Raw genomic sequence first — 24,170 nt, forward strand, 5'->3', positions numbered from 1 at the left:
GCGCTGGCCGTGGTCGCCTACCGGCAGCTCTCCGCCCGGTCCGGCGGCCTCTCGGTGGCCTCCGACGGCCGGCTGGGCATCGACCCGGTGCTGGTCGCGGCGCCCACCCTGGCGCTGTGCGCGGGGACGCTGCTGGTGCTGCGGGTGCTGCCGCTGGCGGCCCGGCTGGGGGCCCGACTGGCCGCCCGGGGGCGCGGGCTGGGCGCGGCGCTGGGCGGCTGGCAGCTGGCGCGCCGCCCGGGCCGGGCGAACGGCCCGGTGCTGCTGCTGGTGCTGGCGGTGGCCACCGGCGTGCTGGCGATCGGCCAGCACACCGCGTGGCGCGACTCGCAGCGCGACCAGGCCGACTTCGCCACCGCGGGCGGCCTGCGGGTCCAGGGTTCGGCGCTGCCCGCGCTGGGCCAGGGCGGCCGGTACGCGGCGCTGCCGGGCGGCGACCGGCTGCTGCCGGTGGCCCGGGCCGACCTGTCGCTGCCGGGCGACCGGCAGGGCCGCGTCCTGCTGACCGCCACCGCCCGGGCGGGCGCCGAACTGCGGGTGCGGCCCGACCTGTTCGACCACCGACCGCCCGGGGAGCTGCTGGCGCCGCTGGCCGAGCCGCCGTCGCCCGGGGTGCCGCTGCCGGGGAGCCCGGCCCGGATCGAGCTGACCGTCGCGGTGCGGGTGGACGACCGTCCCGGGGAGGACGGCAGCCCGCTCCAGGCGCCCGACCTGTGGCTCCAACTGCGCGACGGCTTCGGGGCGGTGCACCGGGTCCTGGTGCCGCAGCTGCCGGTCCGGGGCGAGCTGACCGTCCGGTGGACCTGGGCGCGCTGGCCGCCGCCCGCTGGGCTCGGTGGCCGCGCCGCTGGCCCTGACCGGCCTCGGGCTGACGTACCCGGCGGGCTGGGGCGAGAGCCGCACCGAGCTGACGGTGCGCCGGGTGGCGGTGGCCGACGGCGCGGGCGGGGCCGCGGTGCCCGTCCCGGTGCCCGCGGGCGCCTGGAGCGTGCAGGCCGGGGACGGCGTCCCGGTGCGGGTGGCCGACGGTCCGGGCCCGGACCGGCTGCTGACCGTCGAGTACACCCCCGGCACGGCGGACCACGACGGGGCCCGGGCCCTGGTGCTGGCCCCGGGTGCCGTCCGCTCCGGCGGCGAGGTCGGGGGCCTGGCCACCCACGCGTACCTGACGGCCGTCGGCGCCCGGGTCGGCGACCTGGTCAAGGTGCAGCTCTCCGGCACCTCGGTGCCGGTCCGGATCACCGGCGCGGTCGAGGCGCTGCCGGTGTACGGCACCAGCGCGCTGCTGCTCGACCTGGCCGCCGCCGACCGGTGGCTGAGCGACCGGGGCTTCGACGCCCCGGCCGTCTCCGAGTGGTGGCTGCCCGCCACCGGACCCGGCGACCGCACCCCGGCCGAGGCCGCGGCGGCGCTGCGCGCGGGGCCGACCGCCCAGCAGCTGACGCTGCGCGAGGAGGACGCCGCGGCCCGGCTCGGCGACCCGCTCAGCGCCGCCCCGCAGAGCGCGCTGGCCGCGCTGGCGGTGGCCGCGGCGGTGCTGGCCGCGATCGGCTTCACCGCCGCCTCGGCCGCCTCGGCGAGCGAACGGGCCGGCGAGTCCGCGGTGCTGCTGGCGCTCGGCGCGCCCCGGCGGCTGCTGACCCGCAGCGCCGCCGCCGAACGGCTGGTGCTGGTCGGCATCGGCACCGGTACGGGGCTGCTGCTCGGCACCGTCCTGGTCCACCTGGTGGTGCCGCTGGTGGTGCTCACCCCGGCCGCCCGGCCCCCGGTCCCCGACGTGCTGGTCGGCCTGCCCCCGGCCCAGGTCCTGGCCCTGGCCGCCGGAACCGCCGCCCTGCCCCTGCTGTCCGCCGTCCTGTTCGGCGGCAACCGCCGGAACCTGGCCGCCCGACTCCGGTCCGCGGAGGAGAAATGAGCGCCCCCGCCCCCTGGGTCCGCACCGCCGTCCGGCCGCGCACCTCCGCCCGACCGCGCACCGCCGTCCGGCCCGCCACAGCCCACCCGACCGTCCGGACCGCCCCCGCCCCGACTGCCACCGGACCCCGCGCCGTCGCGCCGCGCCCCGCGGAGGAGAGATGAGCACCCCCGCGCCCTGGGTCCGCACCCGGCTGCGCACCGCGCCGCTCGCCGCCCTGCTCACCGCCGCCCTGACGCTGGTCCTGGTCTTCCTGGCGGCCGCGCTGCCCCGGGCGCTGGACCGGGGGGCGGACGGCGCGCTGCACGCTTTCCTGCGCGGGTCCGGCCCGGTGGCGACCAGTGTGGTGGTGACGTCCGGCCCGCCCGCGGGCGGCGAGCCGGAGCGGAAGCTGGACGCTACCGCGGCCCGGCTGACCGACCTGATCGGGCCGGTGCTGCCGCTGGAGCCGGGCGACCCGGTGTACGGGCGCCGGGGTCTGGGCGCGCGTTCGCTGCCCGACCCGGGGCTGGACCGGCCGGAGTCCGTCGCACCCGAGCTCGCCCTGGTGTACCGGCACGGGGCGCGCGAGCACGTCCACCTGACGGCCGGTCGGTGGCCGGACGCCGGGGCGGCCGGGGGGCCGGTGCCGGTCGTGCTGTCGGCGGCGGCGGCCGGGGCGATGAAGGTGCGGCCGGGCGCGGTGCTGGACGGCGGTGCCTCGGTGCTGTCCCCCACCGCGCGGCTGAGCCCGCAGCAGGTCGAGGTGGTGGGCCTGTACGCCGTCGACGACCCGTCCGACCCGTTCTGGGCCGAGCTGGGGTGCGCGATCGGGGCGTGCCGGAACATGACGCCCTCGCACGGTCCGGGGGACCCTCCGATGGCGTACTGGTACGCCGTCGCGCTGACCGGCCCGGAGTCGGTGTCCCGGCTGGGCGTCTGGGGCGACGGGGCGGAGGACTACTGGCGGCTGCCGGTGCGGGTGGAAGCGCTGCGGGCGGACCGGCTGCGGCAGACCTCCTCCGCCCTGGCGGCGGTCACCTCGGGGCCGCTCGCGGTCGAGGTGGTGACCGGCAGCGGGCGGCCCGACGTGCGGATCGGCTCCGGGCTGCGGTCCGCGATCGACACCGCCCGGCAGCGGCAGAGCGCGATCGACGCGCTGACCGCGGTCGGCCCGGCCGGGGCGGCGGGGGTGTCCGCCGTGGTGCTGTGCCTGGCGGCGGCGCTGGCCGCCGAGCGGCGGACGGCGGAGCTGCTGCTGTTGCGGGCGCGCGGGCCGGGATCGGCGGGGTCTTCCGGCGGCTGCTGGGCGAGGGCGCGGCGACCGTGCTGCCCGCGGCGGCCCTGGGCGCGCTGCTGGCCTTCGCGCTGCTGCCGACCCCGCGCCGGCTGCCGGCGGCGGGCGCGGCCGGCGCGGTGGCGCTGCTGGCGCTGCTGGCCTTCCCGGTGCGGGCGGCGCTGCTGCTGCGCGGTACGGCCGTGGCCTCGGGGGCGGGGCGCGGGCGGCGGCGGCTGGTGGGCGAGTTCGCGGTGCTGGCGGTGACCGCGGCGGCGGTGGCGCAGGTGGTCCGGCGCGGGGTGGCGCCGCTGGGCGAGGGGGTGGACCCGCTGCTGGTGGCGGCGCCGCTGCTGCTGTCGTTGACGGGTGCGCTGCTGCTGGCCCGGTTGCAGCCGCCGCTGATCGGGCTGCTGGCCCGCCGGGCCGGGCGGCGTCCGGGGGTGGTGGGTTTCCTCGGGCTGGCCCGGGCGGCGCGGGGCGGCGGGGGCGGCCGGTCGCGGCCCTCGGTGCTGCCGCTGCTGGCCCTGGTGCTGGCGGTGGCGTGCGGGGCGGTCGGGGCGACGGTGCTGGAGTCGGTGGCCGCCGACCGGGCCGAGGTGGCCCGGTACGCCCTGGGCGGGGACGCCGTGGTCAGCGTCGGTTCGAACACCTCGCTGCCGCAGTCGTTCGTCACGGAGGCCGGCCGGCTGCCGGGGGTGACGGCCGCGCTGCCGGTGTGGATCGACGACGACGTGGTGCTCTCGCTCGGCGGCGGCGCCTCGGTCCGGGTGAACGTGGTGGTGGCCGATCCGGTCCCGTACGCGGAGCTGGCCGAGGCGGCCGGGCGGGGCCGGTTCGATCCGGCGCTGCTGGCCGGCGACCCGGGCGGCGGGCCGCTGCCCGCGCTGGCCGGCGGCGGCGTCCCGGAGGGCGAGTTCGATCTCCGGCTGGCGGGCGGCGACGCGGCCCGAATCCGCGTGGTGGGGCACGCGGACGGCACGCCGGCGCTGGTCGGATCGGCCGGCCCGACCGTGGTGCTGCCCACCGGTCCGGCCGCCGACCTGGTGGCCCGGATCGGGGGTCCGACCAAGTGGCTGGCGGCCGGGCGGCCCGACGACGCCGCCCTGCGCGCGCTGGCCGGGCGGCTGCTCGGCCCGCCGGCGGCCGGGGCCAGGACGGGCCACCAGGTGCGGACGGTCGCCTCGGAGGTCGCGGCGCTCGGCGCCGACCCGTTGCAGGCGTCGGCCGTCCGGCTGTTCTGGGTCTCGGTCGGCGCGACGGCGCTGTCCGCGCTGCTGTCGGTGCTGCTGACGCTGCTGCGGGCCGGGCCGGAGCGGGCGGCGGTGCTGGCCCGGCTGCGCACCATGGGGCTGCGGCCCCGGCAGGGGCTGGCGCTGATCCTGGCCGAGGTGCTGCCGCAGTCGCTGGTGGCGGCCCTGGGCGGGGCGCTGACGGCGATGTGCTGCGTGCTGCTGCTGGGCCCGGCCGTCGACCTCACCCCGCTGGTCGGTTCGGGTGTCGCGGCGGGGCTGCGGCCGCTGGCCGCCCCGATCGTCGAACAGGCCGCCGGGCTGGCCCTGTTGGCGGTGCTCGCGGTGCTGGCGGAGGCCGCGGTGACCGCCCGCCGGCAGATCACCACCGAGCTGCGGGCGGGGGACGCCCGATGAACCGCACGTCCACCACCGAGCTGCGGGCGGGGGACGCCCGATGAACCGCACGTCCACCACCGAGCTGCGGGCGGGGGACGCCCGATGAACCGCACGTCCACCACCGAGCCCCCCCGCAGGAGGGACCACCCGATGAGCACTCCGGCACCGAGCCTGGACGAGCTGCGGCGCAGGGCGCTGGCCGCCGCCGCCCCGCGCACCGTCGGCGCCGAACTGGCGATCAGCTGCGAGCGGTTGGTGCGGATCTTCAGCGCCGACGGGATCGAGGTGCAGGCGCTGCAGGGCCTGGACCTGACGGTGGACCGGGGCGACCTGGTGGCCCTGGTCGGCGCGTCCGGCAGCGGCAAGTCGACGCTGCTGAACGTGCTGGCGGGCCTGGACACCCGACCGCCGGCACCGCCACCGTCGACGGCCACGACCTGCTGGCGATGACCGCGAAGGACCGGCTGCGCTACGCCGCGAGACGGTCGGCTTCATCTGGCAGCAGACGCGCGCGCAACCTGCTGCCCTTCCTGACCGCCGCCCAGAACGTGGCCCTGCCGATGCAGCTGCGCTCCGGGTACCGGGCCGCCCGGCGGCAGCGCGCCCGCACCGGCGAGCTGCTGGAGGCCCTGGGCGTCCCCGAACTCGCCGACCGCCGCCCGGCCGAGCTCTCCGGCGGCCAGCAGCAGCGGGTGGCCATCGCGGTCGCCCTCGCCAACGAGCCCGCCGTCCTGCTCGCCGACGAACCCACCGGCGAGCTCGACACCGACACCGCCGCCGGCATCTTCGAGGCCTTCCGCACCGTCAACCGCGAGCTGGGCAGCACCGTCGTCATCGTCACCCACGACCCGATGGTCGCCGGCGAGGTCCGCCGCACGGTGGCGATCCGGGACGGTCGCACCAGCAGCGAGGTCCTGCGCCGCACCGAGGTCGACGAGCACGGCACCGAGACCGTCTCCGAGCGCGAGTACGTGATGCTCGACCGCACCGGCCGCGTCCAGCTCCCCGCCGCCTTCCTGGCCGCCCTGGGCATGGAGCACCGGGTGGCGGCGGACCTGGCGGCCGACCACATCGAGCTGCGCCCGGACGACACCCGCTGACCGGCGCTCCGGCGTCCCTCCCGGCTGTCGGACCGGCGCACTAGGCTGGTCCCCGTGCCGATGATCATGGATCGTGACGGGGTGGCGGAGCGGCTGGAGCCGTTCCGGCGGGAGCTGACGGCGTACTGCTACCGGATGCTGGGCTCGGCCTTCGAGGCGGAGGACGCGGTGCAGGAGACGCTGGTCCGCGCCTGGTCGAAGTTCGACGGCTTCGAGGGCCGCGCCGCGCTGCGGACGTGGCTGTACCGGATCGCCACCAACGTCTGCCTGGACATGGCGCCGGCCCCGCAGCGGCGGGCCCGTCCGATGGACCTCAGCTCGCCCTGCCCGGCCGCCGCGCCGGACTTGGCGCAGTGGGAGGAGAACGTCTGGGTGGGTCCGGTGCCGGACGCGCGGGTGCTGTCGGGAGATCCGGCGGAGGTCGCGGTGGGCCGGGAGTCGATCCGGCTGGCGTTCGTCTCGGCGCTGCAGAAGCTGCCGGCCCGGCAGCGGGCGGTGCTGATCCTGCGGGAGGTGCTGGCCTGGTCGGCGGCGGAGACGGCGGAGCTGCTGGAGACCTCGGTGGCCTCGGTGAACAGCGCGCTGCAGCGGGCCCGGGCCACGATGGCCGCGCAGGGCCCGGCCGGTGACGCCTTCGACCCGCTGGACGAGACCCAGCGCTCCCTGCTGGCCCGGTACGTGCGGGCCTTCGAGTCGTTCGACATCGAGGCCCTGAAGCGGCTGCTGCACGAGGACGCGGTGCTGAACATGCCGCCGTTCCGGATGTGGGTGCGGGGCGCGGCCGAGCTCGGCGAGTGGTGGCGGGGCGCGGGCTGCGGCTGCGCGGGGTCGCGGCTGCTGCCGGTGGAGGCGAACGGCACGCCGGCGTTCGCCCAGTACCGCCGGCGGAGGACGGCGCGGGGTGGACGCCGTGGGGCATCACCCTGCTGGAGATCGTCGACGGCCGGATCGCCACCATGACCAACCACATGGACGTGGAGCGGCTGTTCCCGCTCTGGGGCCTGCCGATGCGCCTGACCACCGACCCGCGCGCCACCGACGCCTGACGCACCGCCGTCGCCCGAAGCACCGCCGTGGCCTGACGCACCGCCGTCGCCCGACGCACCGCCGTCGCCCGACGCACCGTCAGGCCCGGGCGGTCTCGCGGGTGGCGCCCCATGAGGCGAGCAGCCGCAGGCGGTCCTCGGACGGGGAGCCGGGTTCGGCGGTGTAGACGGTGAGGACGAGGTCGGGGTCGGCGGTCAGCCGCATCCCCTCGTAGGCGAGGGTGAGGTCGCCGACCGCCGGGTGGTGGAAGTGCTTGGTGCCGGTGCCGTGGTGGCGGACGTCGTGGGCGCCCCAGCGGGTGCGGAACTCGTCGCTGCGGGTGGAGAGTTCGCCGACCAGGTCGTGCAGCCGGCGGTCGTGGGGGTTGCGGCCGGCCTCGGTGCGCAGGATTGCGACGGTGATGTCGGCGTGCCCGTCCCACCCGGGGTGGAAGCGGCGGGCGGCGGGGTCGAGGAACTGGAAGCGGGCGAAGTTCGGCGGGTGCGGCCCGGCACTCGCGTAGACGTCGGCGTAGAAGGCGCGGGCGAGCGGGTTGGCGGCGACCAGGTCGGTCCGGCCGTTGCGGACGAACGCGGGGCCGCCGGTGATCGCGTCCAGCGTCCACTGGAGGCTGCGGTGCGGGGCCGGGGGCCGGTCCGCGCGGCGGCGCGGGCGGGTCAGCGCGTCGGAGCCGTCGGCGGCCCGGGCCAGGTGCAGCAGGTGGCTGCGTTCGGCGTCGTCGAGCCGCAGGGCCCGGGCGACGGCCTCCAGCACGGCCGGGGAGGCGCCGGCCAGGTGGCCGCGCTCCAGCCGGGCGTAGTACTCGACGCTGAGGTCCGCGAGCGCGGCGACCTCGCTGCGCCGCAGCCCGGGCACCCGGCGGCGCGGCCCGGCGGGCAGTCCGACCAGGTCGGGGGTGATCTTGGCGCGCCGCGAGGTCAGGAACTCGCGGACCTCCTGGCTGTTGTCCACTCCTCCGACAGTACGCGCCCGCGCCGCCCGGAGGGGTGCACCACCGGTACACCCCTCCGCGGTGCCTGGCCCCGCGCCGGACGGCGCGCTTGGCTGGGAGGGACGCACTCCCCCTCCCTTCCTCAGGAGCACCCGATGGAGTTCCTCCCGCAGCAGCCCACCGGCCGGGGCCCGGCCGAGTGGTTCACCGGCGACGTCTGGTGGGACGTCCTCGCGGCCGGCGCGGAGCCGTCCCGGCTGCGCGCCAACCTGGTCCGCTTCGCGCCGGGCGCGCGGACGCACTGGCACACCCACGCGCTCGGCCAGACCCTGCACGTGGTCTCCGGCACCGCCCTGGTCGGCACCCGGGACGGCACCGTGCTGGAGGCCCACCCGGGCGAGAGCGTGGTCTGCCCGCCGGGCGAGACGCACTGGCACGGCGCCGTCCCGGACCGTTTCATGGCCCACCTGGCGCTCTGGGAGGCCACCGCCGACGGCACGCCCGAGACCGTCTGGGCCGAGCCCGTCACCCCCGAGCAGTACGGCGCACCCCGGCACCGGAGCGATCCGGCCGCGCGGCACTGACGCCGCCCCCTCCCTCCCCCGCCGCGCCCGCACGACAAGGCGCTTTCCAGCCGATCGGAGAATCACCCGTTGGAGGGGAAGCCCGCCCTCTCCCCCGGCCCGCGCGCCCCGCGCCCCCATCATCGGGGACGTGGAACTCGCTCCCGCCCCACCGCAGTCCGCCTACCCGGTCCTGGTCGGCGGCGTCCCCGCCCCCGGCGACGGCTGGGTGCACTGGCCCCGCAGCAGCGCGATGCTCCGCGAGCCGTACGAGGTGCTCGCGCTGAAGGCCCGGCTCGACCACGGCCGCGCCGACCCGGCCGACCACGCGGACCCGCGGCTGGTCGGCCGGGTGGCCCGCTCGACCCCGGAGCAGGCCGCCACCGCGCTGGCCCGGGCCCGCGCGGCCCAGCCGCTCTGGGCCCGGGTGCCGCTGGAGCGGCGGCTGGAGTTCGTGGCGGCCTTCCACCGCCTGCTGCGGGAGCGCGCCGAGGAGGTGGTCGGGGCGCTGGTGGCCGAGGGGTACCCGGTGCGGGTGGCCCGCTGGTCGCTGGCCGCGGCGCTGGACCTCACCCACCCCGACACGCTGGCCCACACCCGGGCCGCCATGCGCTGGGAGGGCGAGCAGGACGGCCGCCTGGTGCGGCTGGTGCGCAAACCGGACGGGGTGGTCGGCCTCAGCCCGGCCCGCAACGCCCCGATGCTCACCGCGACGGCCGCCGTCCCGGTGCTGGCCGGCGGCAACGCGGTGGTGGTCAACGCCCCGCCCACGGCGCCGCTGAGCACCGCGTTCGTCTTCCACGAGCTGATCGCCCCGCTGCTGGCCGCGCACGGTGCCCCGCCCGGGGCGCTCAGCGTGCTCTGCGCCCCCGACCGGCCCACCCTGCGCACCTGGCTGGCCTCGCCCGACTGCGACGACGTGTTCTTCTTCGGCGGCCCGAAGCAGGGCGCGGAACTCGCCCGTGCCTGCCTGGAGCGGGGCAAGAAGCCCGTCCTGGAACTGGCCGGCAACGACGCCCTGGTGGTGTGGCGGGACGCCGACCTGCCCCGGGCCGCCGACGCCGCGGCGGAGCGCTACCACGGCTCGGGGCAGCTCTGCTTCGCCCCCAAGTTCGCCCTGGTCCACCCGGCCGTGGCCGACCGCTTCACCGCCCTGCTCCACGAGCGGGTGGCCGCGCTGCGGGTCGGCCCGCCGGAGGACCCGGACGTCGTGCTGACCCCCGTGGTCAAGCGCGCCCAGTGCGCGGACGTGCTGGCCGACGCCGTGGCCAAGGGCGCCGAACTCCTGTGCGGCGGCGAGAGCGTCGACGTGGACGGCGCCCCGACGGACCGGGGCCCGTTCGTCCGCCCGGTCCTGCTGCGGGCCCACGGGCTGGCCGCGGCCGCGACGATGCGGGCGGTCGCCGAGGAGACCTTCTTCCCGCTGATGTGCCTGGTCGTGCCGACCGGGCCGGAGCCGGACGGCGCGCTGCTCGACGCGCTGATCTCCTTCGTCAACGCCAACCCCTACGGCCTGCGCAACTCGCTGTGGGCCCGCGACCCGCACGTCGTCGACCGGTTCACCGACGAGGTCGTCAACGGCGGCGTGCTGAAGGTCAACGACAGCCACATCGGCACCCTCCCCGTCCTGCCCGTCATCGGCGGCACCGGCCTCTCCGGCGGTGCGCACGGCGAGGCCAACATCCCGATCCTGCGCACCACCCGTCTACAGGGCATCAGCATCGGCCCCCGCTCCCCCGAACCGTCCGACGCGTGATCCGCACCACCCGCGAGAGAGAGGCACCCCCATGACCGCGCTTTCCGGCACGCCCCTGCTCGACCGCAAGATCGCCCTCTGCTTCGGCCACCTCGACGCCGACGGCAACGGCACCGTCGACCGCGAGGACCTGCTGACCCTGGGCGCCCGGCTGCTCTCCGAGTTCGGCGAGCCGCCGACCTCCCCCAAGGGCACCGCCCTGATGGCGGGCATGGCCCGCTACTGGGAGGCCCTCGCCGCGGCCGCCGACGCCGACGGCGACCGGCGGCTGACCCCCGAGGAGTACCGCGCGGGCATGACCGGCGCCTTCATCACCTCCCCCGACGGCTTCCGCACCGCCCTGCGCCCGCTCACCGAGGCGGTCGTCGCCCTGCTCGACACCGACGGCGACGGCGAGGTCGACGAGCGGGAGTTCCAGTCCTGGCAGCAGGCCTTCCGCACCGCACCCGAACACCGCGCCGCCGCCTTCCGGCACCTCGACACCGACGGCAGCGGCAGGCTCAGCGTGGACGAACTGCTCACCGCCCTCCAGGAGTTCTACCTCAGCCCCGACCCCGACGCCCCGGGCAACTGGCTCTACGGCCCGCTCACCTGACCGGCCCGGCCCGGAGCCGGCTCCGGGCCGGAGAACGGGAACCGCCCGGCTGCCGCGCGTCGCGGCACCCGGGCGGTTCCCGTCCCCTCGCCCCTAGGGCTCGCCCCTCAGGCGGCCTTCGCCTCCGCCGAGACCTGCGCGGGCTCGGGCGGGGAGCCCGCGGGCTTGCGGAAGAAGAAGTAGAGCGTCGGCACCAGGTAGAGCGCCCAGACCCAGACCTGGACCTTGGTCGGGTTCGGCTGGAAGTTGAAGACGCCCTTGAGCAGCGTCCCGTACCAGCTGTCGGCCGGGATGGTGGAGGAGATGTCGAAGGCCAGCGTGCTCAGGCCGGGTATCCAGTCGGCCTCCTGGAGGTCGTGCACGCCGTAGGCGAGGACGCCCGCGGCGACGACGACCAGCATGCCGCCGGTCCAGGTGAAGAACTTCGCCAGGTTGATCTTCAGCGCGCCGCGGTAGAACAGCCAGCCGAGCACCACCGAGGTGAGCAGGCCGAGGGTCGCGCCGACCAGCGGGTTCCAGCCGTCGCCGGTGGCCTGGACGGCGGTCCAGATGAACAGCGCGGTCTCCAGTCCCTCGCGGCCGACGGCCAGGAAGGCGGTGACGACCAGGGCGACGGTGCCCATGGCGAGCGCGGCGTCCAGCTTGCCCTGGAGTTCGCTCTTCAGGTGGCGCGCGGTGCGGCGCATCCAGAAGACCATCCAGGTGACCAGGCCGACCGCGATGATCGACAGGCTGCCGCCGAGCGCCTCCTGGGCCTCGAAGGACAGCTGGTTGGAGCCGAACTGGAGCAGCGCGCCGAAGGCCATCGCCAGCACGACGGCGCTGCCGACGCCGATCCACACCGGGCCGAGGCGGTCCCTGCGGTCGGTCTTGACCAGGTAGGCGATCAGGATGCAGACCACCAGGCTGGCTTCGAGGCCCTCGCGCAGGCCGATCAGGTAATTGGCGAACACGGCGGTTCTCCTTCTCCAGACTTCAGAAGAGCGGGGCGGGGGGTCAGCCGAGGAGGGTCTGGCCCCACCACTCGCCGGGCTTGCGGACACCGGGCGGGCAGGCGAAGTGGGCGGAGGCGACGTGGGTGATGTACTCGTTGAGCGCGTCGTCGGCCGCGAGCTTGGTCTGCAGCGGGACGAACGCCTTGCGGGTGTCGCGCTGGTAGGCCAGGAAGAACAGGCCGGCGTCCAGGCGGCCGAGGCCGTCGGTGCCGTCGGTGAAGGAGTAGCCGCGGCGCAGGATCATCAGCCCGTCGTTGCTGTCGGGGTGCGCCAGGCGGACGTGCGAGTCGGCGGGCATCGCGGACAGGTCGGGGGTGTCGCGTTCCTTCTGCTTGCCGTAGGGGGCGCCCTCGATCTTGGTGCGGCCGAAGGTGTCCTCCTGGTCCTTGAGCGAGGCGCGGTCCCAGGTCTCGATGGTCATCCGGATGCGGCGGGCGACGAGGTAGGAGCCGCCGGTCATCCAGTCGGTGCCGTCGCCGGGGCGGCCCATACGTGCTGGGCGAGCGCGTCGGCGTCGGTCCCGGCGATGTTGTGGGTGCCGTCCTTGAAGCCCATCAGGTTGCGCGGGGTCTGGCTGTCGGGCGTGGTGGAGGAGGTCTTGCCGAAGCCGAGCTGCGACCAGCGGACGTTGACCACGCCCATGCCGATCCGGGCCAGGTTGCGGATCGCGTGCACGGCGACCTGCGGGTCGTCGGCGCAGGCCTGGACGCACAGGTCGCCGCCGCTGCGGGCCGCCTCCAGCCGGTCGCCCTTGAACTTCGGCAGGTCGACCAGCGCCTCCGGGCGCCTGGCCTTGAGTCCGAACCGGTCCTGGCCGTCCTTCTCGAACAGCGTCGGCCCGAAGCCGATGGTCAGGGTGAGGCGGGAGGGGGGCAGGCCCAGCGCCTCGCCGGTGTCGTCCGGCGGGGACTCGGGGACGACGCCGACCGCACCGCCGCCGACCTCGCGCCCGCCGGTGAGCGAGGCGGCCGCCTTCGTCCACTCCTTGAGCATCTTCACCAGGGCGTCGCGGTCGTCGGTGATCACGTCGAACGCGGCGAAGTGCAGCCGGTCCTGGACCGGGGTGGAGATGCCCGCCTGGTGCTCGCCGTAGAACGGGACGTCGGGGGCCTGCGGGGCGGGGCCGCCGTCCCCGTCCGACATGGTCGCGGCGGCCACCGTGCCCACCGCGGCCGCGCCGAGCGCGACGCCGGCTCCCGCCCAGCCTATGACGGCACGCCGGCTGAGCCCGGCGCGCGGCGCGGGCCCGCCGCTCTCGGCGGGGGGCGCCTGCTGCTCGTTCTCGGCGTCCATCTCTGGTGTTCCCTCTCGGACGTGAAACCGGGTGCGGGTGCCGCCGCTGCTGCGACAGCACCCTGACGGAGGCTTAGCTTACGCTGGCCTTACCTCGCATTCGGCCCCGGGCACCCCGTTTGACCTGGGCTTGACCGGACGGTCGCGGCTACTTGACCACCACGGCGGCGGCCAGCTTGGACAGCGGCTCGCCGAGCGAGTTGACCGCGTCCGAGAAGGTCTTGCGCTCGTCCTCGGTGACCTTGTCGTACGTGGTGTAGGTGCCGTCGGCGTTGCGGTACTTGCCGAGCAGCGCGGTGATCTTCTCGAACTCGCCGTCCAGGGTCTTGGACAGCTCCGGGTCGTTCTCGGAGGCGACCGGCTTGAGCAGTTCGTAGGCCTGGCGGGCGCCCTCGACGTTGGCGGCGAAGTCGGAGAGGTCGGTGTGGCTGTAGCGGTCCTCCTCACCGGTGATCTTGTTCTTGGAGACCTCGTCCAGCAGTTCCTTGGCACCGTTGGCCATGCCGGTGGGGGTGATCTCGGCGCTGGGGATGCGGGTCTGCCAGTCCTTCAGGTCGGTGACCAGCTGGGTGGCGAGGGTCTTCTCCTCGTCGCCGATCTTCCCGTCCTCCCAGAGCGACTTCTCCAGGCGGTGCCAGCCGGTCCACGCCTGGCCCTCCTCCAGGCCGTCCTCGCGGGTGTCGGTCTTCGGGTCGATGTCACCGAAGCTCTCGGCCACCGGCTCGGTGCGCTCCCAGCCCACCCGGGAGGCGGCGAACAGCGACTTGGCCTTCTCCACGTCGCCCGCGGTGATCGCGGCGGCGAACTGCTCCACCACCGGGATGGTGGCGTCGGCCTGCTCCTGGGCGTAGGTGCGGTAGTCGGTGACCGCCCGGGTCAGCCGGTCGTCGGTCTTCGCCGAGGCCGAGGCGCCGGCCGTGACGGTGATCTTCTGCCGGATGCCGTCGCCGGTCATGCCCGGCTTGCAGGCGACCTCGTAGGTGCCGGCCTTGATCTCGGCGTTGATGGTCGCCTTGGTGCCGGGGCCGATGTTCTCCCGCTCGGTGACGATCTTGTCGCCGTCGGCGTAGACGTACACCTCGGTGACCTTGTTGCCCTTGTTCGCCACCGCCAACTCGACGTGCCCGGCCGGGAAGGAGGTCTTCGACAGGGCACACGTGCTGTCCGTCGCGGTCACCTGCACCGGGCCGGAGGCGGCGGAGCCGTCCGCCGCGGTCGGGGCACCGTCGTCCTTCTTCGAGCACCCCACCAGCGCGGCACCCGCCACGGCGAGGACCAGGAACGCGGCAGCAGACGTACGGCGGGCAGGCATGCTCACTCCAGGAACGAGAGGGTTGGGCCGGTGCGGCGGCCGCTCGGGAACCCCCGGAGACCGCCAGGTAAGCTAAGGCATACCTTAGGTCCCCCGCCACACCGGGTCGACACCCCGGGCCGGACGGAGTCGCCCCGCAGCTCCCCACCCGCCCCTCATTTCCGGCCAACTCCCCCGGCAATGGCCGGAGTTCACCCCGACCCCACCCGCTCCGGGAGCCCCGCGTGTGACCGGAACCACTGCCCCGGAGCGGCAGCCGCGCACACGGCGGCGCGGCGCGGGGCAGTTGTCCGCCCCACGCCGCGCCGGTCTTGTCCCGTCTTGTCTACTCGGGGAGGTTGCGGGCCATCACGATGCGCTGGACCTGGTTGGTGCCCTCGTAGATCTGGGTGATCTTCGCGTCCCGCATCATCCGCTCCACCGGGTAGTCCCGGGTGTACCCGTAACCCCCAGCAACTGCACCGCGTCCACCGTGATCTCCATCGCCGCGTCCGACGCGTAGCACTTGGCCGCCGCCCCGAAGAACGTCAGATCCCCGTCCGAGCGCTGCGACTTCGCCGCCGCCGCGTAGGTGAGCTGCCGGGCCGCCTCCAGCTTCATCGCCATGTCCGCCAGCATGAACTGCACGCCCTGGAAGTCCCCGATCGGCTTGCCGAACTGCCGCCGCTCCTTCACGTACCCCTTGGCGTAGTCCAGCGCGCCCTGCGCGATGCCCAGCGCCTGCGCCGCGATCGTCACCCGGGTGTGGTCCAGCGTGCGCATCGCGGTGGCGAAGCCCGTGCCCTGCTCGCCGATCATCCGCTCCGCCGGGATGCGCACGTCGTCGAAGTACACCTCACGCGTCGGCGAGCCCTTGATCCCCAGCTTCTTCTCCGGCGCCCCGAACGAGACCCCCGCGTCGCCCTTCTCCACCACGAACGCCGAGATCCCCTTGGAGCGCTTGTCCGGGTCGGTCACCGCCATCACCGTGTAGAACTCCGACACCCCGCGTTGGTGATCCACCGCTTCACCCCGTTCAGCACCCAGAAGTCCCCGTCCCGCACCGCCCGCGTCCGCATCCCCGCCGCGTCCGACCCCGCCTCCGGCTCCGAGAGGCAGTACGAGAACATCCCCTCCCCCGCGCCAACGCCCCCAGGTACTTCGCCTTCAACTCCTCCGACCCCGACAGCTGCACCGGCAACGACCCCAGCTTGTTCACCGCCGGAATCAACGACGACGACGCACACACCCGCGCCACCTCCTCGATCACCAGCACCGTCGCCAGCGCGTCCGCCCCCGCACCCCCGTACTCCTCCGGCACGTGCACCGCGTGCAGATCCGCCGCCCGCAACGCGTCCAACGCCTCCTGCGGGAAACGCCCCTCCTCGTCCACCGCCGCCGCGAACGGAGCGATCTTCGCCTCCGCCAGCGCACGCACCGACTCCCGGAGCATCACGTGCTCCTCGCCGAGCCGGTAGAGGTCGAAGTCCTGGGTCATGGCAGTCTCCTCGGTGTGGCACTCAGTACCCCCGATTATGCACACTCAGTGCCGTCCGGCCCAGCCCGAACCGCCTGGTCGGTGCTACCGTCCCGGTATGAGCGAGGTGCATGAGCAGGACCGGGCGTCCGGCGGCGGCGCGGCCCGGCCGACGATGCGGGACGCGCTGGTCGAGGCGGCGTTCGAGCTGTTCTCGGAGCGGGGTTTCGAGCAGACCACGATCGACGACATCGTCTCGCTCGCCGGGGTCGGCCGCCGGTCGTTCTTCCGCTACTTCCCGTCGAAGGAGGCGGTGGTCTTCCCGACCACGACGGCTGCCTGGCGGACATGACGGCCTTCCTGGGCGCGGCCGACCCGGCGGGCGACCCGGTGGAGCAGGTGTGCGACGCGGCCCGGCTGGTGCTGCGGATGTACGCGGGCAACCCGGCCTTCTCGGTGGGGCGCTACCGGCTCACCAAGCAGGTGCCCACCCTGCGCACTCACGAGCTGTCGGTGGTCTGGCGCTACGAGCGCACCCTGGCCGGCCACCTGCGCACCCGGTACGCGGCCCGCTCGGACGGCGCGCTGCGGGCCGACGTGATCGCGGCGGCGGTGGTGGCGGCGCACAACTACGCGCTGCGGGCCTGGCTGCGCTCGGGCGGCGAGGGCGACGTGGGCGCGGCGGTGGACGAGGCGCTGCAACTGGTGGTGGCCACCTGGGGGGACGGCGCGGAGGGCGGCGGGGGCGGCAGTTCGCAGGACGACGAGGTGGTGGTGATGGTGGCCCGGCGCGGCACGCCGATGTGGCGGGTGGTGCAGGGGGTGGAGGCGGCCCTGGAGGGCTGACGGGCCGGTCGGCCGGTCCGCCCACGGAGCTGACAGTCTGTCGAACATCGTCCGATATGACTGGCACTCGGTACCTTTACACGAGGCACTGAGTGCCATACCGTCCTTCTGGCAGACGCCCCGACCGCACGCCCGCTCCCGGGCGGCGGTACGGCGGCGCACCCAGGTCCAGGGAGGAGACGGCCATGACCCTCACGCTCGCCCCGTCCGCACCGCACGCCCCGCTCGCCCCGTTCGAGCCCTTCGCCGAACACCCCTTCCCCGCGCACCCCGCCGGCCCGGCCGGCGAGGCCGAACTCGACTACCGGCGCTGCCAGTGGTGCCACTCGGCCAGCGCGGCGTCCTGCCTGCTGTGCCCGGTGTGCGGCTCGGCCGACCTGTCGCCCGCCCGGGCCTGCGGGCAGGGCACGGTGCAGCGCCTGCTGCGCCCGACCCGGCGCGGCCCGCACCTGGGGCGGCCGTACCTGATCGTGCTGGACGAGGGCTTCACCGTGCAGGCCACGGTGCTCGGCGGGCTGCCGGGCGCGGTGCCGATCGGCGCCCGGGTGCACCTGGTGACCAGCGAGGAGGGCGGCCGGATGCTGACCTTCCGCCTCGCGCCCCGCCCCTGAGCACCCCGGCGGCAGCACCCCCGAAGGTCTCCGGGCCGCCGCCCCACCGGCGCCCGGCCCGCGCCCCCGGTCGTGGCACTCGGTGCCACGACCGGGGGCGTTCTCCTTCGGACGTGCGTGCCGTGCGCACACTTCCGACATGCCTTCTCCCGGCTGTGCCGGCCTGGCGGAACCGGTGCACGCACCGCCGCCGCGCGGGTAGGGTCGATGGCGTTTGCCGTTCCGGGGGAGGTACTCGCACGTGCTCGGTCTGAGCGCATATCAACCGGCCGCCGTCTGGCACCCGTTGTCCGGCCCGCCACCGGTGCGGGCCTGGTGCCGCGGGCTGGCGGCCAATCCCGGGGCGCCGGTCGGGGTGCTGCTGCGGCTGCTGGCGGAGGGCGCCGAGCCGCTCGGGCCGGTGCGCCGCCCGGAGCTGCCGGCGCCGGTGCTGGAGGCCGCGCTGCGGCACCCGCAGTGGCCGGTGCGGGCGGCGCTGGCCGAGCGCCCGGACCTGTCGGCGCGGACGCTGGCGGCGCTGGCCGGCGACCGGGAGCGCCGGGTCCGCCGGGCCGCCGCGTCGGCCGCGCACCGGGTGGAGCTGCCCCCGGCGGCGCTGGCCGCGCTGGCCGCCGACCGCGACCCGGAGACCCGCCGCCGGGTGCCGGGCTGCGCGGGCCTGCCGCCGGAGCTGCTGGTGGCCCTGGTCCAGGACACCTCGCCGCCGGTGCGCGCGGCGGCGGTCCGGGCGGAGTCCTGGCCGCAGCTGCCGCCCCGGGTGCGGACCGGGCTGCGGGCCGACCGCGACCCGGCGGTGCGGGCCGCGGTGCAGCGGGCGCTGCGGGTGGAGCGCGAGCTGCCGGTGACGCTGGCCGGGTACATCGCCGAGAGCGACCCGGCCCGCCGGGAGCGGACGGCGGCCTCGGCGGCGCTGGAGCGGCCGCTGGGCGAGTGGCTGGTGCTGGACGACGACCCGCGGATCAGGGCCGCCGCGGCGGGCAACCCGCAACTGCCCACCGACCTGGCGCTGGCCCTGGCGGCCGACCCGAACGAGGCGGTGCGCCTGGCGGTGTCGCTGCGCCCGGACCTGACCGAGGAGCAGCGCGCGGCGGTGGCCTGCCGGCTGCCGGACGCCGCGCCGCCGCTGCCGTGGGTGGCCGAGCGGGCGGGCGATCCGGCGGAGCTGCTGCGGCTGGCCCGCTCGGCGCACCCGCTGGTGCGGTGCGCGGTCGCCTCGCTGGAGCGGCTGCCGCGGGCGGTGGTGGCGGTGCTGGCGGCCGACGGTGAGCTGCGGGTGCGCCTGGCGCTGGCGGAGCACTGCGCGGACGCGCCGGGCGGGCTGCTGCGCTCGGTGTACGGGCAGTTGCTGGGCCCGGCCGCGCTGCTGGCGGACGCCCGGTTCCCGGCGCCGGGCCTGGCCCGCTGGGCCGAGCGGCCGGAGCCCGCGCTGCGGCTGGCGGCGCTGCGCGATCCGGAGCTGGCGCCGGAGGTGTCGGCCGCGCTGGCGGCGGACCGTGACGTGCTGGTGGCGCGGGCGGCGGCGGCCGATCCGCGGCTGCCGTGGCGGGCGCTGCTGCGGGCGCTGGAGCCGGACGCGCAGCCGGAGGCGGCGGCGGCGAACCCGGCGCTGCCGGTGCCGTTCATGCACCGCCTGCTGGAGCTGTCGGCCCCGCGTTGAGCCGCTGATCTGCGGCGACGCCGGGTGGGACGGCCCCGCCGCGCCGCCCGGAATACCCCCAGGTCGGTGAAGGTTCAACCACCTGTCGGGCCGGTACGGCCCGGCGGGAGACCCGGAAACGGGAAGGAGCAGCCCATGACCACCGACCTCCGCCCCACCGACCCCGCCCGCTCGGCGCGGCCCTGGTGTCCCCGGGCGAGAGCACGGCCGAACGCTGGGCCCGCGCCCGGCTGTTCTTCGACTCCAAGGCGTACGCGGACGCCGCGCTGATCCTGGCCGGCGTGGTCGCGGAGGTGCCCGAGCAGGTCGGCCCGCGCCTGCTGCTGGCCCGGGCCTACTACCACTCGGCCCAGCTGCGCCGCGCCGAGGAGCAGCTGCGCGAGGTGATCGCGCGCGACCCGGTGGAGCCCTACGCGCACCTGGCGCTCGGCCGCGTCCTGGAGCGCCGGGGCCGGCCCGCCGAGGCCGCCCCGTACCTGCGGCTGGCGGCCGTGTTCGACGGGGAGTTCCCGCAGGACTGAGCCGGCGCCGTCCGCCCGTCCCCGCGGCACACCGCCCCCGGCCGTCCCCCGGCCGGGGGCGGTGCGCTGTCCGCCCGTGTCCCGGCCCCGGCGCCGTCCGCGTGCTGTCGTCGCCCGGCCCGGCCCCTGGCAGGCTGGAGGGAGCACGCCCTCGGGGCGAACGGAACGGAGGTCCGACCGATGCGGACGCTGGAGGAGCAGATCGAGGTGACCGCCCCGGTCGGGACGGCCTGGTCGCAGCTGCACCGGGTCGCCGAGTACCCGCTGTTCGTCGCCGGGGTGGTGCAGGCCAGCGCCCACGGCCGGCACCACGCGCACCTGGACGTGGAGTTCGGCGGCGAGCGGCACGCGGTGGACGCGGAGCTGACCGACCACGGGCGGGGCCGGGTGATGAGCTGGGAGACGGTGGACGGTCCGCCGCTGCGCGGCACCTTCGCGCTGCGGGAGCTGGACGCCGCGCACACCCGGGTGCAGCTGCGGCTGGAGTACGACCCGCAGGAGCTGACCGAGTCGCTGGGCGGCCCGCACGGCGGGTACGCGCAGAGCCACGCGGTGGAGGAGGCGGTCCGCGCCGACCTGGAGCTGTTCAAGCAGCTCTGCGAGGAGTGAGCGCCCGGCCCGGGGCCCGTCTCCCGGCCCTACCCCCGGCCCGGCCCCCGGTCACTCCGCCAGCGGCAGTTCGGCCCAGATGACCTTCCCGCTGGCGGGGTAGCGGGTGCCCCAGCGCTCGGCGAGCTGGGCGACCAGGAACAGGCCGCGCCCGCCCTCGTCGGTGTCGGTGGCGTAGCGCAGGTGCGGGGAGGTGGCCGAGCCGTCCCGGACCTCGCAGATCAGCGCCCGGTCGCGCAGCAGCCGGACCCGGATCGGCGGGGCGGCGTAGCGGATGGCGTTGGTGATCAGTTCGCTGAGCACGAGTTCGGCGGCGAACGCCTGGTCGGCCAGGCCCCAGTCGGCCAGGCGGCGGGTGACGGCGGCCCGGATGCGGGCGACGGCGGCGGGGTCGGCGGGGACCTCCCAGTCGGCGACGTGGTCGGCGGGCAGCGCGCGGGTGCGGGCCACCAGCAGGGCGGTGTCGTCGGCGGGGTTGACCGGCAGCAGGGCGGCCAGCACGTCCTCGCAGGTCTGCCGGGGGTCGCGGCCGGGGTGGGCGAGGGCGGCGCGCAGCAGTTTCAGGCCGTGGTCGAGGTCGTGGCTGCGGGACTCGACCAGTCCGTCGGTGTACAGCACCAACCGGCTGCCCTCGGGGAGTTCGAGTTCGACGCTCTCGTAGGGCATGCCGGTGAGGCCGAGCGGCGGCCCGGCGGGCAGGTCGACGATCTCGACCCGGCCGTCGGGGTAGGCCACGGCGGGCGGCGGGTGGCCGGCCCGGGCGAGGGTGCAGCGGCGGGTGACCGGGTCGTAGACGGCGTACAGGCAGGTCGCGCCGGTGATCGGGCGTTCGCTGCCGTCGGGCGCGGGGTGCTCCTGGTCGAGGCGGTTGACCAGGGCGTCGAGGTGGCCGAGCAGTTCGTCGGGGGCGAGGTCGAGCGAGGAGAAGGTGTGCACGGCGGTGCGCAGCCGCCCCATGGTGGCGGCGGCGTGCACGCCGTGGCCGACCACGTCGCCGACCACCAGGGCGACCCGGGCGCCGGAGAGCGGGATGACGTCGAACCAGTCGCCGCCGACGCCGGCCTGCGCGGGCAGGTAGCGGGAGGCGACCTCCAGGGCGTGCTGCTCGGGGAGCCCGGCGGGCAGCAGGCTGTGCTGGAGGGCGACGGCCATGGTGTGCTCGCGGGTGTAGCGGCGGGCGTTCTCGACCAGGACGGCGGCGCGGGCGGTGAGTTCCTCGGCGAGGGTGCGGTCCTCCTCGTCGAAGGCCGGGCGCGGGCGGGCCCGCCAGAAGGTGGCCACGCCCAGCAGCGTCCCGCCGACCGTCAGCGGCACCGTGACCAGGGTGTGCACGCCCTGGTCGCGCATCGCCTCGACGGTGCTCGGGTGGATCTCGTCCCAGGCGGCCAGCGCGGCCGACAGGTCGGGCTCGACCACCGAGCGCAGCCCGGCGACGGCCCGGGCCCGGGGGGTGCCGGGAACGAGCGGGACGGGCGAGCCGGGGGCCAGCAGCGGCGGCAGTTCGCCGATGCCGGCCAGCGCGGCGCGGTGCAGCGGGCGGCTCTGCCCGGGGCGCGGTTCGCCGCCAGCCAGCACGCCCTCGTACAGGTCGACGCAGGCGAAGTCGGCGAACGCCGGGACCAGGGCGGCGGCGAGCTCCTCGCAGGTGCGGGTGATGTCGAGGGTGGTGCCGATCGAGGCGCCGGCCCGGTAGAGCAGTTCCAGGCGCAGCCGGGCGGTGTCGGGCCCGTTGAGCGGCGCGGTGTCGCGCAGGGTGGCGATCAGGTAGGACGGGCCGCCGGAACGGTCGGTGGGATGCAGGTCGACACCGAGGACGCGGTCGTGGACGACGGCGCGGGCGTCGGTGAACTCCTCGGAGCCGTGCAGCAGCGCGGTCAGGGCGGGCGGCAGGTCGAACGCGTCGAGCGGGCGGCCCTCGCAGTCGGCGGGCAGGTCGAGCAGGCGGCGGGCCTCGTCGTTGGCGTGGCGCAGCACCCGGTCGGGGTCGAGCAGCAGCACCGCCTCGCGGACGACGGCCGGTACGGGTGCGCGGTGCCGGCCCCGCCCGTCCGCGGCGGGCCTCATCCGGGCCGTCCGGCGGGGGCGGGCGCCACGCGGGCCGCCGGGGCGGGGCGTGCGGCGATGGACAGCCGTCGCGGAGGGGTACCGCCCGCCACGCTGCGTGCACCGGGTGCTGCCCGAAACCGGGTCATACGCCCATTCCTACACTCCCGGCTCGGAGCGGGCCAATGGCCGCGCCCGGATTTCCCGGGCCGACGAGCCGGTTCCCACCGGGGCCCGTTCGCGTGACAGCGCGTCAGGCGGTCGACGGGACGGGGCCGTGGACGAGGACGGGGAGGAGCGGGTCCGCGTGCTGGACCACCCGGATCTGCCGAAGCGGCCGAAGCGGCCGAGGGCGGGTGAGCGGCTGCGCGCTTGACCGCGCGGCCACGGCACCGACCGGTTCCCGCTGGAGGCCGCGGGGGTCCGGGGCGACCTGCGTACGGTGCGGTGTCGGGTCGGACGGGCGCTGGTGGGGGCACTGGTGACCGCTGTCCGCCCGGTGGTGTCCGCTCCGCGGTGTCTGCTCCGCGGGCTCGCGGGGCACCCCGGGCGCGGGGGCGGGGTGGGCCGGGGAGAGGATGGGTGGATGTAGAAGCCAAGCGTCTGCGCGGAGAGGTCCCGCCATGCCCCACATCACCGTCGACTACTCGCCGCAGCTCGCCGACGCCTTCGACCGCCCCGGCTTCGTCCGCGAGCTGCACCCGCTGGTGCGCGAGTGGGTGGCGTCCCGGGGCGTGTGCAAGACCTTCTTCCGCCCGGCGGCGGAGACCTGGGTCGACGCCGCGGACGGGCAGTTGGTGGCCTTCGTGCACATCGCGATCGGCCTGCTGCCCGGGCGGCCCGAGGGGCTCAAGGCCCGGCTCTCGGAGGAGGTGCTGCGGCTGCTCGACAAGCACCTGCGCCCCGTCCTGGACCGCGAGGTGGTGCGCTCGGCGGAGGTCCGCGACCTGGCGGCCTCCTACCGGCTGCGCACCGGCTGGTAGTCGCCGGTGGGCCGCCTGGTGGCCGCCCCGCCCGCTCAGCGGTGGCCCAGGACGTTCACCACCCGGCCGTTCGGGTCCCGGACGAAGAAGCGGCGCACGCCCCACTCCTCGTCGCTCAGCGGGTGGACGATCTCGGCCCCCGCGGCCAGCATCGCGGCGTGCGCGGCGTCCACGTCGGCCACCTCCACGCTCAGGTCCGGCACCACGGGCGCGGTGGCGTCCCGGGCCATCAGGCTCACCTGGGCGGTCGGGCTGCCGGGCCCGGCCAGCGTCATGATCCAGCCGTGGTTCATGGCCTCCTCGAACCCGAGCCGCCCGTAGAACTCCCGGTTCTCCGACCGCGTCCGCTCCCCCTCCCCGCCACCCGCAGGTTCGGCACCACCCGCCGCACCGGCCGGGCGGGCCGCTCGGCGGCGTCGAACGCGGGGCCGAGCGGGGCCAGCGCCGCGCGCAGCCGCTCGGGCAGCGAGCCGTCGGGGTCGGCCGGATCCCCGGCCGGGCCGGTCGCGGGCGGGCGGAGCCAGTCCTCCAGCGCGATCCGGACCGCGGCGGCGGTGGCCGCCGCGAGGACCCGGGCCCCTTCCGCTCCCGCGCCGTCGAGGCGTCCGGCGATCGCCGCCGCGAGCGGGGCCTCGATCCCGGCGGTGGTGCCGAGGAACGCCTCGCGCAGCGCGGGCCGGGCGGCGATCAGCCGCAGCGCCTCGGGGGTCCGCTCGCCGGTGCCGGTGTACTGCTCGACCACCGCGTCGGTGACCGCCTCGGCCAGCCGCACCCGCGCGGGCCGGGCCGCGACCGCCGCGGCGACCCGCTCCTCCCGGTCGGCGGTGACGGCGGAGACGATCGCCTGCTCCCGCCCGGCGAAGTAGTTGTGGTACGTGCGCGGCGAGACTCCGGCCGCCTCGGCGACGTCCTCCACCCGCACCCCGTCCGGCCCCCGCTCCAGGGCCAGCCGCAGGGCCGCTTCGCGCAGCGCCTCCCGGGTGGCCCGCTTCTTCCGCTCCCGCAGCCCAGGTGTCGTCACGGGCACCAGCGTTCCACACCGTCCTGCACG

Annotated in this window: 14 protein-coding genes and 8 pseudogenes; 13 read left to right on the plus strand and 9 right to left on the minus strand. The window is 76.3% G+C overall.

The window, feature by feature from the left end:
- The first annotated feature begins 835 nt into the window (after window positions 1-835).
- The 4 genes and pseudogenes from QMQ26_RS00855 (at window position 836) to QMQ26_RS00870 (ending at window position 6,947) form a co-directional block, all read left to right on the plus strand.
- Window positions 836-1,915 carry an FtsX-like permease family protein gene (locus QMQ26_RS00855; protein ID WP_282204377.1) on the plus strand — a complete coding sequence of 360 codons (1,080 nt, stop codon included), beginning with the start codon at window positions 836-838 and terminating at the stop codon, window positions 1,913-1,915.
- Window positions 1,916-3,220: 1,305 nt separating this feature from the next.
- Complete coding sequence (locus tag QMQ26_RS00860) at window positions 3,221-4,819, plus strand: hypothetical protein (RefSeq protein WP_282204378.1); 1,599 nt, start codon at window positions 3,221-3,223, stop codon at window positions 4,817-4,819.
- A gap of 132 nt (window positions 4,820-4,951) precedes the next feature.
- A pseudogene (locus tag QMQ26_RS00865) lies at window positions 4,952-5,901 on the plus strand (ABC transporter ATP-binding protein).
- Between the two features lie 60 nt (window positions 5,902-5,961).
- Window positions 5,962-6,947: pseudogene (locus QMQ26_RS00870) on the plus strand (sigma-70 family RNA polymerase sigma factor).
- A 79-nt stretch (window positions 6,948-7,026) separates the two neighbouring features.
- Here the strand turns inward: QMQ26_RS00870 and QMQ26_RS00875 are convergent.
- Window positions 7,027-7,899 (minus strand): helix-turn-helix domain-containing protein, encoded by an 873-nt coding sequence (locus QMQ26_RS00875; RefSeq protein ID WP_404814031.1) that lies wholly within the window; start codon window positions 7,897-7,899, stop codon window positions 7,027-7,029.
- A gap of 135 nt (window positions 7,900-8,034) precedes the next feature.
- Between QMQ26_RS00875 and QMQ26_RS00880 the strand changes: the two genes are divergently transcribed.
- From QMQ26_RS00880 to QMQ26_RS00890, 3 genes are all read left to right on the plus strand, one after another.
- On the plus strand, window positions 8,035-8,463 hold the full coding sequence (locus QMQ26_RS00880) for a (R)-mandelonitrile lyase (protein WP_282204380.1): 429 nt from the start codon (window positions 8,035-8,037) through the stop codon (window positions 8,461-8,463).
- A 130-nt stretch (window positions 8,464-8,593) separates the two neighbouring features.
- Window positions 8,594-10,198: an aldehyde dehydrogenase family protein gene (locus QMQ26_RS00885; protein ID WP_282204381.1), complete on the plus strand. Its 1,605-nt coding sequence runs from the start codon at window positions 8,594-8,596 to the stop codon at window positions 10,196-10,198.
- Window positions 10,199-10,229: 31 nt separating this feature from the next.
- The gene (locus QMQ26_RS00890; protein WP_100834531.1) at window positions 10,230-10,793 is read left to right on the plus strand and encodes an EF-hand domain-containing protein; all 564 of its coding nucleotides are present in this window, start codon (window positions 10,230-10,232) and stop codon (window positions 10,791-10,793) included.
- A gap of 107 nt (window positions 10,794-10,900) precedes the next feature.
- On the opposite strand, the gene efeU is transcribed toward QMQ26_RS00890, so the two are convergent.
- The 5 genes and pseudogenes from efeU to QMQ26_RS37790 all read right to left on the minus strand — a co-directional run bounded on the left by efeU (window position 10,901) and on the right by QMQ26_RS37790 (window position 15,870).
- Window positions 10,901-11,746: an iron uptake transporter permease EfeU gene (gene efeU, locus QMQ26_RS00895; protein WP_100834532.1), complete on the minus strand. Its 846-nt coding sequence runs from the start codon at window positions 11,744-11,746 to the stop codon at window positions 10,901-10,903.
- Between the two features lie 43 nt (window positions 11,747-11,789).
- Window positions 11,790-13,081 (minus strand): annotated as a pseudogene (efeB, locus tag QMQ26_RS00900) (iron uptake transporter deferrochelatase/peroxidase subunit).
- Between the two features lie 148 nt (window positions 13,082-13,229).
- Window positions 13,230-14,393, minus strand: coding sequence for an iron uptake system protein EfeO (efeO, locus tag QMQ26_RS00905; RefSeq protein WP_282204382.1), 1,164 nt, complete (start codon window positions 14,391-14,393; stop codon window positions 13,230-13,232).
- 348 nt (window positions 14,394-14,741) lie between these two features.
- Window positions 14,742-15,502, minus strand: a pseudogene (locus QMQ26_RS37785) (acyl-CoA dehydrogenase family protein).
- Complete coding sequence (locus tag QMQ26_RS37790; RefSeq protein ID WP_404814032.1) at window positions 15,409-15,870, minus strand: acyl-CoA dehydrogenase family protein; 462 nt, start codon at window positions 15,868-15,870, stop codon at window positions 15,409-15,411. The pseudogene QMQ26_RS37785 and the gene QMQ26_RS37790 overlap by 94 nt, the downstream one beginning before the upstream one ends.
- A 97-nt stretch (window positions 15,871-15,967) precedes the next feature.
- On the opposite strand from QMQ26_RS37790, the pseudogene QMQ26_RS00915 reads away from it, so the two are divergent.
- From QMQ26_RS00915 to QMQ26_RS00935, 5 genes and pseudogenes are all read left to right on the plus strand, one after another.
- A pseudogene (locus QMQ26_RS00915) lies at window positions 15,968-16,695 on the plus strand (TetR family transcriptional regulator).
- Window positions 16,696-16,880: 185 nt separating this feature from the next.
- Window positions 16,881-17,306, plus strand: a complete 426-nt coding sequence (locus QMQ26_RS00920; RefSeq protein WP_100834537.1) for a Zn-ribbon domain-containing OB-fold protein — start codon at window positions 16,881-16,883, stop codon at window positions 17,304-17,306.
- Window positions 17,307-17,547: 241 nt separating this feature from the next.
- Window positions 17,548-18,963, plus strand: coding sequence for a hypothetical protein (locus QMQ26_RS00925; protein WP_282204383.1), 1,416 nt, complete (start codon window positions 17,548-17,550; stop codon window positions 18,961-18,963).
- Window positions 18,964-19,148: 185 nt separating this feature from the next.
- Window positions 19,149-19,484: a tetratricopeptide repeat protein gene (locus tag QMQ26_RS00930; RefSeq protein WP_282204384.1), complete on the plus strand. Its 336-nt coding sequence runs from the start codon at window positions 19,149-19,151 to the stop codon at window positions 19,482-19,484.
- 180 nt (window positions 19,485-19,664) lie between these two features.
- Window positions 19,665-20,093, plus strand: a complete 429-nt coding sequence (locus QMQ26_RS00935) for an SRPBCC family protein (RefSeq protein WP_100834540.1) — start codon at window positions 19,665-19,667, stop codon at window positions 20,091-20,093.
- A 51-nt stretch (window positions 20,094-20,144) separates the two neighbouring features.
- On the opposite strand, the pseudogene QMQ26_RS00940 reads toward QMQ26_RS00935, so the two are convergent.
- Window positions 20,145-21,866, minus strand: a pseudogene (locus tag QMQ26_RS00940) (ATP-binding SpoIIE family protein phosphatase); the annotation flags it as partial.
- A gap of 893 nt (window positions 21,867-22,759) precedes the next feature.
- Between QMQ26_RS00940 and QMQ26_RS00945 the strand changes: the two are divergent.
- Window positions 22,760-23,119 carry a 5-carboxymethyl-2-hydroxymuconate Delta-isomerase gene (locus QMQ26_RS00945; RefSeq protein ID WP_100834542.1) on the plus strand — a complete coding sequence of 120 codons (360 nt, stop codon included), beginning with the start codon at window positions 22,760-22,762 and terminating at the stop codon, window positions 23,117-23,119.
- A 35-nt stretch (window positions 23,120-23,154) separates the two neighbouring features.
- Here QMQ26_RS00945 and QMQ26_RS00950 read toward each other — a convergent pair.
- Together QMQ26_RS00950 and QMQ26_RS00955 are read right to left on the minus strand one after the other, a co-directional pair.
- Window positions 23,155-23,510, minus strand: a pseudogene (locus QMQ26_RS00950) (VOC family protein).
- Window positions 23,511-24,140 (minus strand): annotated as a pseudogene (locus tag QMQ26_RS00955) (TetR/AcrR family transcriptional regulator); the annotation flags it as partial. It lies immediately after the preceding pseudogene.
- Window positions 24,141-24,170: the final 30 nt, after the last annotated feature.

It is taken from the genome of Kitasatospora fiedleri, assembly GCF_948472415.1.
GTDB lineage: Bacteria > Actinomycetota > Actinomycetes > Streptomycetales > Streptomycetaceae > Kitasatospora > Kitasatospora fiedleri.